General features: G+C 54.2%; 19 protein-coding genes. All 19 read left to right on the top strand.

Features of this window, described 5'->3' with window-relative positions:
- Positions 1–9 precede the first annotated feature (9 nt).
- From fliI to IC803_RS10990, 19 genes are read left to right on the top strand one after another with little or no spacing between them, the layout of a single operon-like run.
- Entirely contained in the window at positions 10–1281 is a 1272-nt protein-coding gene (gene fliI, locus IC803_RS11080; RefSeq protein ID WP_233134449.1) for a flagellar protein export ATPase FliI, read from the top strand.
- Positions 1282–1321: 40 nt separating this feature from the next.
- Entirely contained in the window at positions 1322–1768 is a 447-nt protein-coding gene (gene fliJ / locus IC803_RS11075) for a flagellar export protein FliJ (RefSeq protein WP_081206871.1), read from the top strand.
- Positions 1769–2377 (top strand): MotE family protein, encoded by a 609-nt coding sequence (locus tag IC803_RS11070; protein ID WP_081206872.1) that lies wholly within the window; start codon positions 1769–1771, stop codon positions 2375–2377. It begins immediately after the preceding gene.
- A complete protein-coding gene (locus IC803_RS11065; protein ID WP_081206873.1) occupies positions 2374–3525 on the top strand; it encodes a flagellar hook-length control protein FliK in 1152 nt (383 codons plus the stop codon). The genes IC803_RS11070 and IC803_RS11065 overlap by 4 nt, the downstream gene beginning before the upstream one ends.
- Positions 3526–3536: 11 nt before the next feature.
- Positions 3537–3965, top strand: a complete 429-nt coding sequence (gene flgD, locus IC803_RS11060; protein WP_081206874.1) for a flagellar hook assembly protein FlgD — start codon at positions 3537–3539, stop codon at positions 3963–3965.
- Positions 3966–3981: 16 nt separating this feature from the next.
- Positions 3982–4842, top strand: a complete 861-nt coding sequence (flgG, locus tag IC803_RS11055; RefSeq protein ID WP_081206875.1) for a flagellar basal body rod protein FlgG — start codon at positions 3982–3984, stop codon at positions 4840–4842.
- A 44-nt stretch (positions 4843–4886) separates the two neighbouring features.
- Positions 4887–5111: a flagellar FlbD family protein gene (locus tag IC803_RS11050; protein WP_081206876.1), complete on the top strand. Its 225-nt coding sequence runs from the start codon at positions 4887–4889 to the stop codon at positions 5109–5111.
- Positions 5098–5526, top strand: a complete 429-nt coding sequence (gene fliL, locus IC803_RS11045; protein WP_081206877.1) for a flagellar basal body-associated protein FliL — start codon at positions 5098–5100, stop codon at positions 5524–5526. Before IC803_RS11050 ends, fliL begins: the two co-directional genes overlap by 14 nt.
- A 26-nt stretch (positions 5527–5552) precedes the next feature.
- A complete protein-coding gene (gene fliM / locus IC803_RS11040; protein WP_081206878.1) occupies positions 5553–6557 on the top strand; it encodes a flagellar motor switch protein FliM in 1005 nt (334 codons plus the stop codon).
- Positions 6547–7707, top strand: a complete 1161-nt coding sequence (gene fliY, locus IC803_RS11035; RefSeq protein WP_081206879.1) for a flagellar motor switch phosphatase FliY — start codon at positions 6547–6549, stop codon at positions 7705–7707. The genes fliM and fliY overlap by 11 nt, the downstream gene beginning before the upstream one ends.
- A gap of 25 nt (positions 7708–7732) precedes the next feature.
- Positions 7733–8092 (top strand): response regulator, encoded by a 360-nt coding sequence (locus tag IC803_RS11030; RefSeq protein WP_063166286.1) that lies wholly within the window; start codon positions 7733–7735, stop codon positions 8090–8092.
- A gap of 23 nt (positions 8093–8115) precedes the next feature.
- Complete coding sequence (fliZ, locus tag IC803_RS11025; protein ID WP_081206880.1) at positions 8116–8769, top strand: flagella biosynthesis regulatory protein FliZ; 654 nt, start codon at positions 8116–8118, stop codon at positions 8767–8769.
- Complete coding sequence (fliP, locus tag IC803_RS11020; protein WP_081206881.1) at positions 8762–9430, top strand: flagellar type III secretion system pore protein FliP; 669 nt, start codon at positions 8762–8764, stop codon at positions 9428–9430. The genes fliZ and fliP overlap by 8 nt, the downstream gene beginning before the upstream one ends.
- Positions 9431–9445: 15 nt before the next feature.
- Positions 9446–9715, top strand: a complete 270-nt coding sequence (fliQ, locus tag IC803_RS11015) for a flagellar biosynthesis protein FliQ (protein ID WP_081206882.1) — start codon at positions 9446–9448, stop codon at positions 9713–9715.
- 6 nt (positions 9716–9721) lie between these two features.
- A complete protein-coding gene (gene fliR / locus IC803_RS11010; protein ID WP_081206883.1) occupies positions 9722–10495 on the top strand; it encodes a flagellar biosynthetic protein FliR in 774 nt (257 codons plus the stop codon).
- Between the two features lies 1 nt (position 10496).
- Positions 10497–11579 (top strand): flagellar biosynthesis protein FlhB, encoded by a 1083-nt coding sequence (flhB, locus tag IC803_RS11005; RefSeq protein WP_081206884.1) that lies wholly within the window; start codon positions 10497–10499, stop codon positions 11577–11579.
- Between the two features lie 18 nt (positions 11580–11597).
- Positions 11598–13643, top strand: a complete 2046-nt coding sequence (gene flhA / locus IC803_RS11000) for a flagellar biosynthesis protein FlhA (RefSeq protein WP_081206885.1) — start codon at positions 11598–11600, stop codon at positions 13641–13643.
- Positions 13640–14752 carry a flagellar biosynthesis GTPase FlhF gene (gene flhF, locus IC803_RS10995; RefSeq protein WP_081206886.1) on the top strand — a complete coding sequence of 371 codons (1113 nt, stop codon included), beginning with the start codon at positions 13640–13642 and terminating at the stop codon, positions 14750–14752. Before flhA ends, flhF begins: the two co-directional genes overlap by 4 nt.
- Complete coding sequence (locus IC803_RS10990) at positions 14746–15609, top strand: MinD/ParA family protein (protein WP_081206887.1); 864 nt, start codon at positions 14746–14748, stop codon at positions 15607–15609. Before flhF ends, IC803_RS10990 begins: the two co-directional genes overlap by 7 nt.
- Positions 15610–15611 lie beyond the last annotated feature (2 nt).

Below are 15611 nucleotides of genomic sequence, written 5' to 3'. Positions count from 1 at the left end.
GCCGTTGATTTGTATAAACGGTTCGGCAAAGTATCGCGTGTCATCGGATTAATGACCGAATCGAAAGGGCCGGAAAGCTCGATCGGCGACCTTTGTTACATTCACGAAGCGAGCGGCGGCCGAAAAATTCCTGCGGAAGTCGTCGGCTTTCATGAGCAGCACGTCTTGCTTATGCCCTTTTCCTCTATGGCGCATATCGCTCCCGGCTGCCTCGTTGAGGCGACCGGTAAGCCGCTTGAAGTATACGTTGGCGATGCGCTCATTGGCGCGGTCCTTGACCCGCTCGGCCGACCGCTTGACGGAAGTGCGCTGCCGCCTGGGCTGAAGCCGGTATCGGTCGAACGCGATCCGCCGAACCCGCTCACCCGGCCGCCGATTGCCGAGCCGCTTGAGGTCGGCGTGCGCGTCATCGACAGCTTGCTCGCGGTCGGCAAAGGTCAGCGTGTCGGCATTTTTGCCGGCTCCGGGGTCGGCAAGAGCACGCTCATGGGAATGGTCGCCCGCCGCACGTCGGCCGATGTGAACGTCATTGCCTTAATCGGCGAGCGCGGCCGCGAAGTGCGTGAATTTTTGGAGCGCGACCTCGGCCCGGAAGGCTTGGCCCGTTCGGTTGTCGTCGTCGCCACCTCGGACCAGCCGGCGCTCATGCGTGTCAAAGGAGCGTACACCGCGACGGCAATCGCTGAATATTTCCGCGACCAAGGAACGGATGTCATGTTGATGATGGACTCGGTCACCCGCGTTGCGATGGCGCAGCGGGAGATCGGTCTCGCTATCGGCGAGCCTCCGACAACGAAAGGATATACACCGTCGGTATTCGCCTTGCTGCCGAAGCTGCTTGAGCGGGCGGGGGCAAACGCTTCAGGCACGATCACCGCTTTTTATACGGTGCTTGTCGACGGCGACGATATGAATGAGCCGATTGCCGATGCGGTGCGCGGCATTTTAGACGGCCATTTTGTGCTTGATCGTCAACTGGCCAATAAAGGGCAATACCCGGCCATTAACGTGCTCAAAAGCGTGAGCCGCGTCATGCCCCACATCATTAGCGCAGAGCATCGCGAAGCGGCCAATCGGCTTCGCCGCCTTCTCTCTACTTATATCGATTCGGAGGACTTAATTCAAATAGGGGCGTACAAACGTGGATCTTCTCGAGAAATTGATGAGGCGATTCAATTTTATCCGCAAATTATGGCGTTTTGCCGTCAGGAGATCGACGAAAAAACGACGCGCGCTGAAAGCATTGATGCCCTCTTTCGCCTAATGGCGTCAGAGGGATGAGTTGAGGCGAAACTTTCGGACGCTGAAAGGGTGAGCAGGCGTGGCGCCAACATTCCGACTCCAAAAAGTATTGACGATGAAAGAAAAAGAAAAAGAGAAGGCGCTTGGCGAGTACGAAGAGGCGGTTCGCCGGTTTGAACAAGCGGCCGAAGCGCTGTATCACTTGCTCAAGGAAAAAGAAAAATGCGAAGCGGCGAGAGATGAACAGCTGCGGACCGGCTTATCGATCGGCGCGATTCGCCATATGTTGCAATATATCAGCAATTTACAGCGGTCCATTGATCATTACCAGCTCATCGTCATGCAAGCGCGCGAGCAGATGCAGCGTCGGCAGCAACGCCTGATCGAATTGAACATAGAAGTGAAAAAATATGAGAAAATGCGCGAACGTGTGCGGCGATGGACGGAGCAACGCGAGAAAGAGGCAGAAAGCCGCTTTCTTGACGAAATGGCTGTTCAGCGTTTTGCACGGCAAGGGGAGTTGTAGATGGCAAGCAAAGTCCAACAAGAAGAAAGGTCAAGCTGGTGGCAATGGATCTTGTTCGTCATTGTGATCCCAAGTTTATTTGCCGCCTTCTTCCTCTTGTTAATCGTCAAAGTGGCCGGCATCGATGTGGCGGCAAAAACAAAACAATGGACAGCGAACGTGCCGTTTGTGTCCGAATGGATCGACTGGAAAAAGAAGGAGAAAGAGCTGGCGAAAACGATCGCGGCGCAGCAAAGGACGATCAAACAGCAAAAAGAGATGATTGAGAACCAGAAAAAACAAATTCGGCAGCTCCAAAACGAATTAACCGTAAAAGAGCATGAAATCGCCCGCTTATCGGCGCCAGATGAGGACTCGACCGAACAAGCCGATCACGTTGCCAAGCCCGCCGTGACGACGGATGATGTGGCCGCGATGTACGGGGCGATGTCAGAAAAACAGGCGGCTGCCATTTTAGCCGAGCTGTCGGACGACGAGGCGCTCGCTGTGTTGAGCCGTATCGATGGAGACAAGGCAGCAGCCATTTTGGAACAAATGCCGATTGAACAAGCGGCGAACTTGCTTTCGTCGTTGCGCAAATGGGCGATGGGAGAGGAGGCGGCTGAATGAAGGCGACGATCGCAGCAAGCTTGTTGCGCTCTACAGGCGTTGAAATGACGCCGGCGATGTCAAAAAAGGAAACGGAGACAACCGGCGCGTTCGCGGCGCTGCTTGCGCGCAGGCAGACCGAGACAGATTCAGTTGAAACAGAGGCGGCTCAATCGCCATCTTTGTCAGAAAATAAAACGAGAAAAACGGATGAGCAGGCGGAACTAGCTTGGCTGCCTGTTATGGCCATGCAGGCGGAAGGAAGCTTTTCCGCTCAAAGCGTGGCGAAAGGGAGCCATGATCAGTTGCCGGCAGCAGTCGATGGGGAAAGCGGAAATCATGTTTCTTTCGTTGTTGCGGACGCAAACGGCAGGAACATAAGAAACCCGCTGCTGCCGTTTGATCATAGAGAAACCGAATTGGCTGGTGAGAGAGTTGAAAACATACAGGTTTCTACGAATCAACGTTTGTTCCAAGCCGCTGATAGTCACAGCGAGTTGACTGATGCCGGGCTGGGAAACAGGCGGCCAGATGGGAATATCGGTGAAGAGGGGAGAAAGTTAAACGGCAAAAACGCATCGGTCGAATCTTTCTTTTCGTTGCGGGTTCAGCCGGCGGAATATGAGGTTCGTCATGGGCCGCATAGAGAGAATCGTTTCCAGCCGGAGGGTCATATGACTGTTTCGGCAAACATCGTCTCACTGTCGTCGGTTCCCGCCAGTTCGGATAGCCGGGCAAGCAGAGCGGAAGCCGATAACGGCAGTTCTCTGATTGATCAAGTCGCCCGCGCCTTGCGGTTGGGGCGGTGGATGAAGCTGCCAAATGGTGCAACGCAGCTCGTCATCCGTCTCCACCCGGAACATCTTGGGACGGTTACCGTGAAAATGGTGCACGAAGGCGGGAAGCTCGCCGCCAAACTGCTTGTGTCAAATGACGCCGTAAAAGAGCTGCTTTATGCTCATCTGCCGCAGCTCGCCCAGCTGCTCGATGCGAGCCACATCACCGTCGAAAAATGGACGGTTTGGACCGATTTTGAAGGTTCTGCCATGCCGCCGCATTCCGAGAAGCGCCAAGGCGGCCGCCAACATGGCGAGTCACAGCAGGAACAAAAGCAGGAATCATCGCCTTCTTCCCCGTTTGCGTTAGACGGGATTGAGGCGGATGCATAGGGGGGTTGAGGATGGCAATAAACACAATTGATTCAAATTTATGGATGGCCAACGCTGCCCAGCCGGAACGGAAAACGGGCGATCGCATTTTAGGGAAAGATGACTTTCTAAAGATTTTGCTCGCCCAGCTGCAAAATCAAGATCCGCTCAATCCGTTGGAAGATAAAGACTTTATCGCACAAATGGCGAGTTTTTCGTCTCTCGAGCAAATGATGAACATCACTGATCTCATGCAACAATGGATGCAAACAAGCGGACGCGACGCGCTTTTGCGCTACAGCGAGTGGATCGGTAAAACGGTATATTGGCAAGAGGATGATTCAACAATGAGTGCGGTCGTGCAATCGGTCGTGCAACAAGATGGACAAATTGTCCTCGAGCTGAATAACGGAACGACGATCGCTGCTGATACAGTTACAAGAGTCGAACAAAAAGGATGAAGGGGAGGGGAAACCAGTGCTTCGTTCCATGTATTCCGGTATTGGCGCCATGCGCAATTTCCAAACGAAGCTGGATGTGATCGGCAACAACATTGCCAATGTCAACACGTATGGATTTAAAAAAGGAAGAACAATTTTTAAAGATTTAATGAGTCAAACGATCTCTGGTGCGAGTGGGCCAAGCGGCGGCCTTGGCGGCACGAACCCGAAACAAGTCGGTTTAGGCTCGCAGCTCGCTGCGATCGACACTATCCATACATCGGGGAGTTTACAAACAACAGGGCGCGTGCTTGACTTAGCGATTTCGGGAGATGGGTTTTTTATTGTCGGTGAACTAAACAACGGGAACCTGAGTAATCCGCTGTTTACACGGGCTGGAAACTTTTATTTAGATAGACAAGGATATATTGTGAATAGCGATGGATTATATCTTGTCGGTGAAGGCTATAGTAACGGGGCTTTCACGGGAAATCGGGAACGTATTTCGATCCCCACCAATGCGCAAAGCATTAGTATCGGGGCTGATGGAGTTGTAAATTATGTGGATGCAGATGGCGTTTTGCAGATTGCGGGGCGAATTCGGCTGGCCAAATTCCCAAATAATGATGGTTTGGAAAAGGTGGGGGGGAGCTTGTTCCGTGAAACAGCCAATTCCGGCACAATCATCGACCCAAACAATCCGAATCAATGGATCGCCTATCCGCCGGGGCAAAGCGGAACGGGCACGATTGTTTCCGGCACGCTAGAAATGTCCAACGTCGACCTTGCTGAAGAATTTACCGAAATGATTGTCGCCCAGCGCGGGTTCCAGGCGAATACGCGCATCATTACAACATCGGATGAAATTTTGCAAGAGTTGGTCAACTTGAAAAAATAGAATAGGAGGAAGGGCGTTAGCAGACTCCTAACGCCCGTTCACCGATGATTTCGTTAACGAGGCTCAACGGTAAACGGTTTGTGCTTAACGCGCTTTACATCGAGCAAATTGAAGCGTTTCCCGACACGACTGTGACGCTGACAAATGGGAAAAAGTTTGTTGTTCGCGAAACGGTCGAACAAGTCGCGGCGCTCGCAAGCGAATTTTACCGACAGGTCGGTGTGTTTCGCTTATCGGAAGCAGGAGGACTGGATCGTGAAAGGGAATAAAGTAATCAAAACGATGGTCATCATGCTAGCGATGATCGCTTTAGCTGGCACCGTAGCGCTCGTGGCGGTAATGAAAATGGCGGGCGGCGAAAAGCAAGGGGAGCCAAGCGCTGATGAGCTAGCCGAAAGCTCGATCGACATTCCGGAAATGACGACGAATTTAGCTGACGGGCGTTATATTAAAATATCATTCAAAATCCAGACCGACAGCGATAAAGGAAAAGAAGAGGCGGAGAAACGCGATTTTCAAATTAAAGATGCGATCATCGAGCAGCTTTCAGAAATGAAGGCGGCCGACTTTAAAGGAAAGGAAGGAATGGCGGCGCTGAAAGAGCGGCTCAAGCAAGACATTAACGCATTGATGCAGGAAGGAAAAGTGGAGAACGTCTACATTACCTCCTTTATCCTCCAGTAGCCTGCCATCTAAAGGGGGAAGGTGACATGACAGCCGGGGAAGTACTGTCGCAAAGTGAAATTGACGCGTTGCTTGCCGCGCTTTCCGCTGGGGAAATGAGCGCGGAAGAACTCAAGAAGGAAGAGGAAGGGAGGCGCGTCAAAACATATGATTTCCGGCGGGCGCTTCGGTTTTCCAAAGACCAAATCCGCAGCTTGACGCGCATTCATGAAAACTTTGCTCGCCTGTTGACGACATTTTTTTCCGCCCAATTGCGCACATACGTGCAAATCTCGGTCGCGTCGGCTGACCAAATTCCTTACGAGGAGTTCGTCCGTTCCATTCCAAAGATGACGATCATTAACGTTTTTGAAGTGCCGCCGCTAGACGGGCATGTGCTGCTTGAGGTGAATCCGAACATCGCTTATGCCATGCTCGATCGGGTGATGGGCGGCCGCGGCGCCAGCATGGACAAAGTGGATCATCTAACCGAAATTGAAACGCGCATCATGTCCGGCCTGTTTGACAAAGCGTTTGTTCATTGGCGCGATGCGTGGGAGTCGGTGGCTGAGGTCGATCCGCTGTTCGTTAATTTTGAGGTCAATCCGCAATTTTTGCGCATGATCGCGCCGAACGACACGGTCGTTGTCATTTCGCTCAACACGCAGATTGGCGAGGCGCGCGGCATGATGAATGTTTGCATCCCGCATGTCGTCTTAGAGCCGATTATGCCGCGGCTGTCGGTGCATTACTGGATGCAGGCGCAAAAAAAAGAGCGTTCTCCTGAGGAGGCGGGACGAATCGAACGGCGCATCCGCACGGCCCAATTGCCGATTGTCGCCGAGCTTGGCACAGCGGTCGTCACCGTCGGCGAATTTCTTCAGCTCGAGGTGGGGGACGTCATCGAGCTCGAGCAGTCGATTCATGAACCGCTTGTGGTCAAAATCGGCCATATCCCGAAATTTATCGGCCAGCCGGGGAAGCGGAACAAAAAGCTGGCGGTGCAAATTTTAGCGATGATCGAGGGGGGCGAAGAAAACCATGATGAATGATGGAATGTTGTCGCAAGATGAAATCGATGCTTTACTGCGCGGAATGGACAATAGCGATCACGTTCCGGCGCTTCACGATATTTTCACCCCGCTCGAGCAGGATGCCCTTGGGGAAGTGGGCAATATTTCATTCGGCAGTTCAGCGACGGCGCTGTCGATGTTGTTGAACCAAAAAGTGGAAATTACAACACCGAGCGTGTCTGTCATTGAGCGGACAAGTGTTGCCGATGAGTTTCCGCAGCCGTACGTCGCCATCCAAGTCAATTATACGGAAGGGTTTCTCGGGACGAATTTGCTTGTTATAAGGCAGCAAGATGCGGCCATTATTGCGGATTTAATGCTTGGCGGCGACGGAACGGCAGCCGACAGTTCGCTTGGCGAGATTCAGCTGAGCGCAGTCCAGGAGGCCATGAATCAAATGATGGGCTCAGCGGCGACATCAATGTCAACTGTTTTTGGGAAACGTGTTGACATTTCTCCGCCGACGCTCCATCTTCTCGATTTGGCTGAAGGAAAAGGATTGGAATATTTGCCGGACGAGGACTTGTTCATTAAAGTGTCGTTCCGGCTGAAAATCGGGGCTTTAATTGACTCGAACATTATGCAGCTGTTGCCGATTGATTTCGCCAAGGAGCTCGTCGCTCATCTGCTCGGTTCGCCGGCTGAGGCGGCCGGAGCGGTGGAAAGCCAAGAGAACAAACTTGAACCATCGCCCGCGGGCGCGGCGCCGCTCGAAGAGCCGCAACCGGCGCCTGCTTACGCCCCGGCGGCGAGCCGTTTTACAAATGAGGTGACGGGGCGTTCGAAGGAAGAAACAGGCATGGACGCGCGGCATATTCAAGCGGCTGATTTTGCGGAGCTCGACGATCCGCCGCTTGCCGCAACGGAGGCGCGCAATTTAGAGCTGCTGTTTGATGTGCCGCTGCAAGTGACGGTCGAACTTGGGCGGACGAGGCGCTCGGTGCAGGAAATTTTGCAGCTGTCGGCCGGATCGATCATTGAGCTCGACAAGCTAGCGGGCGAACCAGTCGATATTTTTGTCAACAACAAACTGATCGCGAAAGGCGAAGTCGTCGTGATCGACGAAAACTTCGGTGTGCGCATCACCGACATTGTCAGTCAAAGCGATCGGCTAAAACGGCTAAAATAATAGGCATTACAGGAGGTAGGCGGACATGGCAAGAATACTTGTCGTCGATGATGCCGCGTTTATGCGGATGATGATTAAAGACATTTTGACAAAAAATGGGCATGAGGTCGTTGCCGAAGCGGCCGACGGTCGGCAGGCGATCGAAAAATATAAAGAGACGCGCCCTGACATTGTGACGATGGACATTACGATGCCGGAGATGGACGGGATTACAGCGTTGAAAGAAATCAAAAAAATCGACAGCAACGCCAAAGTCATTATGTGCTCAGCGATGGGGCAGCAGGCGATGGTGATTGACGCCATTCAAGCGGGGGCGAAAGATTTCGTTGTCAAGCCGTTTCAGGCGGACCGCGTCATTGAAGCGATTAACAAAACGATCGGATAAGCGACCAGAGGAGGATCATATTGATGTCAATATGGCGATGGGCGGCAGCGCTGTTTATGGCAGCCATCGTATTGAGCGCACCGCCGGCATCGGCGGCCCAAAGCCCGACGGTCGCCGACTGCCTGCAGCACCCGGACGCGTGCGGGCCGTCAGCGCCGGCCGGGCAACAGATGCAATCGTCCGGCCAATCGGTTGATGCCGTTTCTGCTTCCGATGTGCTCCGGCTCATCGGGGCGACCGCCTTTGTCCTCATTCTTCTTTATGTGCTGCTGAAATGGCTTTCCCGCCGCCAGCCGTTCGTTTCCAGTCAAAAAGGTGTCATCGAACACCTTGGTGGGACGAGCGTCGGAGCGAATCGTTCCGTCCAGCTCATTAAAGTCGGCAACCGGCTGCTTGTGATCGGCGTCGGCGATTCGATTCAACTATTGCGGGAAATTAGCGATGAAAACGAGATTAATGAGCTGCTGGCGCAACATAACGAACGGCTTGAACGGATGGCTGATTTCAGCCGCTTCGGCTCCCGTCTCCGCGAGTATTGGGCGTCAAAAACAAAATCGGAAGGCGGCCCGTCTCCTTCATTTTCGGCGCTGTTTGCCGAGGAAATGAAACAAATGGCCGAAAAGCGAAACGAATGGCTTAGTCGGCTGAAAAAGGAAGGAACGGCCGGCGATGAATGAATTTGTCCATATGTTTAATTCCATGGCTCCCGAGCATGTGTCGACATCGGTGAAATTGCTGCTGCTGCTCACCGTTTTGTCGATTGCCCCCGGCATTTTAATTATGATGACTTGTTTTACGCGCATTGTCATCGTCTTGTCGTTCGTGCGCACGTCGCTCGGCACGCAGCAAATGCCGCCGAACCAAGTGTTGATCGGGTTGGCATTGTTTTTAACGTTTTTCATTATGGCGCCGACGTGGAAAGAAATTAACGACCAGGCGCTGCAGCCGCTATTCGCCGAAAAAATTGATTTGGATGAGGCATACGAACGTGCCGCCGTGCCGCTTAAGCAGTTTATGAGCAAGCATACAAGGCAGCAGGATTTAGCGCTCTTTTTATCATACAGCGGCGCCGAACAGCCGAAAACGGTCAACGACATTCCGCTCACCGCGCTCGTGCCGGCGTTTGCGATTAGCGAGCTGAAGACGGCGTTTCAAATGGGCTTTATGATTTTTATTCCGTTTTTAGTCATCGACATGATCGTCGCCAGCGTCTTAATGTCGATGGGAATGATGATGCTGCCGCCGGTGATGATTTCGCTGCCGTTTAAAATTTTGCTGTTTGTTCTTGTTGACGGCTGGCACTTAGTCGTCAAATCATTGCTGCAAAGTTTTCAATAAAGATAGGTGGCGTCCATGAGTGCCGATTTGGTCATTCGCCTTGCTGAGCAAGGTGTTTATATCGTGTTGATTGTCTGCGGTCCGCTCTTGTTGCTATCGCTTGTTGTCGGGCTTGTCGTCAGCATTTTTCAAGCGGCGACGCAAATTCAAGAGCAGACGCTCGCCTTTGTGCCGAAAATTGTCGCCGTCCTGCTCGGGTTTGTGTTGTTCGGGCCGTGGATGCTCTCGAAAATGGTGTCGTACGCCCATGATATTTTCAACCATTTGGCTTCCTTTATAGGCTGATCGATCATGGAACAATTATGGACTCACTTTCCGGCGTTTTTGCTTATTTTCGCCCGCACCGCTTCGTTTTTTGCTGCGATGCCGCTCTTTTCATATCGGACGGTGCCGGCTTCGTATAAAATCGGGTTGGCGTTTTTTTTCAGCTGGTTGTTGTTTTTGGCGGTGCCCAAACCGACGCTGCCACTCAATGATGTGTATATGCTGCTGATCTTTAAAGAGGTGCTCGTCGGACTGGCGCTTGGACTAATCGCGGCGACCGTTATGGCGGCGGTGCAAATGGCCGGCGGGTTGATTGACTTTCAAATCGGGTTTGCCATCGCCAATGTCATTGATCCGCAAACCGGGGCGCAAAGCCCGCTCTTAGGCCAATACCTTCACTCGCTGGCGCTTTTGTTGTTGCTGTCGCTTGACGGTCACCATCTGTTGCTGGATGGCATGTTTTACAGCTATCGCTGGCTGCCGCTCGACGGATGGCCGCATATTGCCGACGGGCGGGCGGTCGAGTATGCGGTTCGCGCGTTCGCTGCGATGTTTGCCATCGCCGTGCAAATGGCCGCCCCGCTTGTCGGAGCGCTCTTTTTAGTCGATGTGGCGCTTGGCATCATCGCCCGCGCCGTGCCGCAAATGAACATTTTTGCCGTCGGTTTTTCGCTCAAGACGGCGGCGGCGTTTTTGCTCCTGTTTGCAGCGATCGGCGGAATTTTGCTTTCCGCCCGTGAACTGTTTCAGCTCATGTTTGCGTCGCTGCGCGAGTTTATGCGGTTGTTGGGAGGCGCGTAAGATGGGCCGCTGGCGGCTTGATTTGCAATTTTTTGCGGGAGAAAAAACGGAAAAGGCGACGCCGCGCAAACGGCAAGAAGTGCGGGAAAAAGGGCAGGTGGCGAAAAGCGGTGACGCCGTTGCCGCCGCCGTCTTGCTTGCAACGTTTCTCACCTTGTCTTTGGCGGGGGAGTACGAACGTGATGGCTTGCTGCGCCTGTTCGCCCGCGCGCTGTCCGATTACGCGTCCGTTCCGTTGACGATCGATTCGCTTCACCTGCTGTTTCTTGACTGGCTCCGCCATGCGGCGCTCCTTTTGGCTCCGTTTTTTGCCGCTGCCGTGCTGGCGGCCGGGCTGGCCAACTTTTTGCAAATCGGCGCTCTTTTTACTGTTGAACCGCTGAAAATGGACTGGAACCGGCTCAACCCGGTGCAAGGAATGAAGCGGCTCTTTTCGCTGCGCGCCATTGTCGAACTGTTGAAATCAGTGCTAAAAGCTGGGATCATTGGCGCAATTGTCTTTGCGCTGTTGCTTTCCGGACGAAACGAGCTCATGGCGCTTGCTTCGAAACCGCCGGGTGCCATGCTCGCGGTCATTGGCGGCTTGACGGTGAAAATGGGGCTGTATGCCGCGGCGGCGCTCTTGTTTTTAGCGTTGTTTGACTATTTGTACCAGCGGTTTGAATTTGAGAAAAACATTCGCATGTCGAAGCAGGACATTAAAGATGAGTATAAAAAGACGGAAGGCGACCCGCTCATCAAATCGCGCATCAAACAGAAACAGCGGGAAATGGCGATGAAACGGATGATGCAAGAGGTGCCGAACGCAGATGTTGTCATTACGAACCCGACCCATTATGCGGTCGCGCTCAAGTATGAAGACGGAAAAATGGAAGCGCCGCTCGTTGTGGCGAAAGGGGCGGACTATGTCGCCTTAAGAATTAAGGAAATCGCCAAAGCCAACGGTGTCGTCACCGTTGAGAACCGTCCGCTCGCTCAGGCGCTTTATCGGCAGGCGGAGGTCGGCGATATGATTCCGGAGGCGTTTTTTAAAGCGGTGGCGGAAGTTTTGGCGTACGTTTATCGGCTCAAACGAAATGTGTAGCAGCAAGGAGAGAAAAGCATGCAAGCGCAATGGAAAGATTTTTCAGTTCTGTTAATGGTCGTGCTCATCGTCGCCATGCTCGTCATCCCGTTGCCGACATGGCTGCTCAGCGTTTTGATCATCGTCAATATTTCGCTCGCCTTGCTCGTTTTGCTGACAGCGATGAATACGAAAGAACCGCTTGAATTTTCCATTTTTCCGTCATTGCTTTTAGTGCTGACCTTGTTCCGATTAGGGTTGAACGTCTCGACGACCCGCTCGATTTTAAGCAAAGGGGAGGCGGGCGGCGTCGTCGAAACGTTCGGGACGTTCGTCGTCGGCGGCGATGTCGTCGTCGGATTTGTTGTGTTTTTAATTTTAATCATTATCCAGTTCATCGTCATTACGAAAGGGTCGGAGCGCGTCTCTGAGGTGGCGGCCCGCTTTACGCTCGATGCGATGCCGGGAAAACAAATGAGCATTGACGCGGATTTAAACGCCGGCATGATCTCAGAGCAGGAAGCGCGGCAGCGGCGGGAAAAGATCGCTCAAGAGGCTGATTTTTACGGCGCCATGGACGGGGCGAGCAAGTTCGTCAAGGGCGACGCCATCGCCGGGATTATTATCGTCATGATCAATATGTTGTTTGGCATGGTCATCGGCGTCGTTGAGCAAGGGATGGATATGGCTGAGGCGGCGAAACGCTATACGCTGCTGACGGTCGGTGATGGAATTGTAAGCCAAATTCCGGCTCTGCTGATTTCGACCGCGACCGGCATCATCGTCACGCGTGCGGCGTCCGACAGCAACTTAAGCGGCGATATTATGCGCCAGCTGTTTGCTTTTCCGAAAATGTTGTACGTCACTGCCGGAACGATTTTCTTGCTCGGCTTGTTTACGCCGATTAGCGACGTGTTGACGATGCCGATTGCCGGGCTGTTGGCGCTCGGCGGCTACCGGTTTGCCGGGCGCCAACAACAGGAGGAAGCGGCCGGCGCCGGGCCGGAAGAGGAAACGGCGGCAGCGGACGAATTGAAAAGCCCAGAAAGCGTCATCCAACTGTTGCATGTCGACCCGATTGAGTTTGAGTTTGGTTATGCCCTCATTCCGCTCGCTGATGCGGCCCAGGGCGGCGATTTGCTCGACCGGATCGTCATGATCCGCCGCCAGCTCGCGCTTGAGCTCGGCATCGTCGTCCCGGTCGTGCGCATCCGCGATAACATTCAGCTTCAGCCGAACGAATACCGGGTGAAAATTAAAGGCGAGGAAGTGGCGCGCGGCGAGCTGCTGCTTGACCATTATTTGGCGATGAGCCCCGGCGTCGATGATCATTCAGTCGACGGCATTGAAACGGTCGAGCCGGCGTTCGGCCTGCCGGCGAAATGGATTTCCGAAGCGATGAAAGACCGCGCTGAAATGCTCGGTTATACGGTTGTTGACCCGCCGTCGGTCGTCTCAACGCATTTGACGGAAGTGCTTAAGGCTCATGCTCATGAGTTGCTCGGCCGCCAAGAAACGAAGCAGCTGATCGATCATTTGAAAGAGTCGTACCCGGTGCTTGTTGATGATGTGACGCCGAATCCGCTGTCGATCGGCGACGTTCAAAAAGTGCTTGCCAAACTGCTGAAAGAGAAAGTGTCGATCCGCAACTTGCCGCTTATTTTTGAGACGCTCGCCGATGTTGGCCGCTTGACCGGCGACACCGATTTGTTGACCGAATATGTCCGCCAAGCGCTGGCGCGGCAAATTACCGGCCAATACGCCGTGCCGGGCGAGCCGCTGCGCGTCATGACGTTGTCCGGCAGGGCGGAGAAAATCATCGCCGATGCCGTGCAGCAAACGGAGCATGGCCGCTATTTGGCTCTTGACCCGACGCGGGCGCAGATGTTCGTTGAGGCGGTGGCCCAGGCGCTTGACCGCTATCCGTTCGCCGGCCAAACGCCGATTTTGCTCTGTTCTCCGGCGGTGCGCATGTACGTCCGCCAGCTGACCGAGCGCCATTTCCCAACGATCCCGGTGCTGTCGTACAACGAGCTCGAAGCTGACGTCGAAGTCCAAAGCGTGGGGATGGTGGAAATCGAATGAAAGTGAAAAAGTTTGTCGCCCCGTCCATGAACGAAGCGATGAAAATGGTTCGCGCCGAGCTCGGCCGCGATGCCGTCATTTTACATTCAAAAGTGATCCATACCGGCGGATTTTTCGGCCTGTTTGCGAAAAAAAAGATCGAAGTGTTAGCCGGCGTTGACCCCGATCCATTGCCGCGTTCGCCAGCTGCGGCGGCGCCAGCTGACTTGCCATCGGCCGTCAGGCAGGAGGAGACGAGTGGTTTGCTTGCAGGGGAGCTGCAGGAAGTGAAAACGCTCATCCTCCAGTTGGCCAGCCGCCCGCCTTCGTTAGTGTATCCCCCGCCGCTTGCTGAAGCGGAGCGGCGGCTTGTGCGTCAGGGAATGGCAGAACGTTACGTTCGTGAGGTGATGGATCGCTTGCTTGAACGGTGGTACGCCGACAAAGGGGGGCGCTCGGCGGCTGCCGTCGCCGACTGGGCGAAAGAGGCGGTGCGCGGCATGTTGTCGCCGCTTCCGTTTGCCGAAGCCGCAAGGCAAAAAAAATATGTGATTTTGCTCGGCCCGACCGGAGTCGGAAAAACGACGACGCTCGCCAAAATGGCGGGACGCGCTGTGCTTGAACAAGGGAAAAAAGTGGGATTCATTACAACGGACACGTACCGGATTGCCGCCATCGACCAGCTGAAGACGTATGCGAATATTTTACAGGCGCCGTTTGCAGTATGCTACAACGCCGATGACTTCCGGACAGCGAAGCGAAACTTGGCCGATTGCGACCTCGTGTTTGTGGATACAGCCGGCCGCAATTTCCGCAATCCGCAATATGTGGCTGAATTGCAGCAAACACTTGAGTTTGACAGCGAGACGGAAACGTTTCTCGTGCTTGCCGCCACCGGAAAGTACGAGGACATGAAAGCCGTTTATGACCGCTTTTCCCGTCTGCCGCTCGATCGGCTGATCATTACCAAACTCGACGAGACCGACTCGTACGGGGCTGTGTTCAGCTTGTTGCTTGACAGCCGGCTTGGCGCCGCCTATTTTACGAACGGGCAAAACGTGCCGGACGACATGACGGAGGCGTCGGCTGACCGGCTCGTTCACCTGTTGTTTGGGGCGGAGCGATGGTGAAAGACCAAGCGGAACGGCTTCGCCTTGAGCTGAGCCGCCTCCGGCAGCAGCCATCACCGCGAACCATCGCGGTGACGAGCGGAAAAGGCGGGGTCGGCAAATCGAATCTTTCGCTCAACTTTTCGCTGTCGCTCTCTAAGCTCGGGTTTCGCGTCTTGCTGCTCGATATGGATATCGGCATGGGCAACATCGATATTTTGCTCGGCCAGTCATCGTCGTTGACATTGGCCGATTGGCTTTCGGCTCGGCTGCCGCTCTCAGAGTTGGTGAAAAGCGGGCCGGAGCATCTGTCGTACATTGCCGGAGGGACGGGCGCCGCACAATGGCAGGCGCTTGATACGGCTGGCATCGACTACTTTTTGACCGAACTGCAGGCCGTGGCGTCACGGTACGATTATCTCGTCTTTGACATGGGGGCGGGGGCATCAGGGGAACGGTTGTATTTTCTGAAGTCGGTTGACGACGTGTTTGTCGTGACAACGCCGGAGCCGACCGCCATGACCGATGCGTATGCCATGATGAAATACATGCACGCCGCCGGCAGCGAGGCGCCGTTTTCTGTCATTGTCAACCGCGCCGGCAAGGAGCGGGAAGGGCATGAAGTCTTTGAGCGGCTCAAGCACGTCGCCGGCCGGTTTTTAAACAAAGAAATTGCGTTGCTTGGCATCGTTCCGGAAGATCGGGCGGTCGCCCGCGCGGTTGTCAATCAAACGCCGTTTGTGCTGCTTGACCCTGCGGCGAAGGCGAGCCAGGCGGTGCGCCAAATGGCATTTCGTTATGCGCCTGGGCGCGAGGAAGGGCCGGAGCGGGCGAACCGCTTTTTTGCCAAGCTGCGCCAACTTTTGCTAGAAAGGTAGAG

Origin of the sequence: Geobacillus sp. 46C-IIa (assembly GCF_014679505.1) — a bacterium.
In the GTDB taxonomy this organism is placed as follows: Bacteria; Bacillota; Bacilli; order Bacillales; family Anoxybacillaceae; genus Geobacillus.
The sequence above is the reverse complement of the archived record's forward strand: the minus strand, read 5'-3'. Positions and strand labels throughout refer to the sequence as shown.

What these genes read in the sequence shown, in the direction of transcription:
- IC803_RS11070 (WP_081206872.1), top strand. Translation starts at nt 1,769, where the DNA reads ATGGCAAGCAAAGTCCAACAAGAAGAAAGGTCAAGCTGGTGGCAATGG.
- IC803_RS11065 (WP_081206873.1), top strand. Translation starts at nt 2,374, where the DNA reads ATGAAGGCGACGATCGCAGCAAGCTTGTTGCGCTCTACAGGCGTTGAA.
- flgD (WP_081206874.1), top strand. Translation starts at nt 3,537, where the DNA reads ATGGCAATAAACACAATTGATTCAAATTTATGGATGGCCAACGCTGCC.
- IC803_RS11050 (WP_081206876.1), top strand. Translation starts at nt 4,887, where the DNA reads ATGATTTCGTTAACGAGGCTCAACGGTAAACGGTTTGTGCTTAACGCG.
- fliM (WP_081206878.1), top strand. Translation starts at nt 5,553, where the DNA reads ATGACAGCCGGGGAAGTACTGTCGCAAAGTGAAATTGACGCGTTGCTT.
- fliY (WP_081206879.1), top strand. Translation starts at nt 6,547, where the DNA reads ATGATGAATGATGGAATGTTGTCGCAAGATGAAATCGATGCTTTACTG.
- IC803_RS11030 (WP_063166286.1), top strand. Translation starts at nt 7,733, where the DNA reads ATGGCAAGAATACTTGTCGTCGATGATGCCGCGTTTATGCGGATGATG.
- fliZ (WP_081206880.1), top strand. Translation starts at nt 8,116, where the DNA reads ATGTCAATATGGCGATGGGCGGCAGCGCTGTTTATGGCAGCCATCGTA.
- fliP (WP_081206881.1), top strand. Translation starts at nt 8,762, where the DNA reads ATGAATGAATTTGTCCATATGTTTAATTCCATGGCTCCCGAGCATGTG.
- fliQ (WP_081206882.1), top strand. Translation starts at nt 9,446, where the DNA reads ATGAGTGCCGATTTGGTCATTCGCCTTGCTGAGCAAGGTGTTTATATC.
- fliR (WP_081206883.1), top strand. Translation starts at nt 9,722, where the DNA reads ATGGAACAATTATGGACTCACTTTCCGGCGTTTTTGCTTATTTTCGCC.
- flhB (WP_081206884.1), top strand. Translation starts at nt 10,497, where the DNA reads ATGGGCCGCTGGCGGCTTGATTTGCAATTTTTTGCGGGAGAAAAAACG.
- flhA (WP_081206885.1), top strand. Translation starts at nt 11,598, where the DNA reads ATGCAAGCGCAATGGAAAGATTTTTCAGTTCTGTTAATGGTCGTGCTC.
- flhF (WP_081206886.1), top strand. Translation starts at nt 13,640, where the DNA reads ATGAAAGTGAAAAAGTTTGTCGCCCCGTCCATGAACGAAGCGATGAAA.
- IC803_RS10990 (WP_081206887.1), top strand. Translation starts at nt 14,746, where the DNA reads ATGGTGAAAGACCAAGCGGAACGGCTTCGCCTTGAGCTGAGCCGCCTC.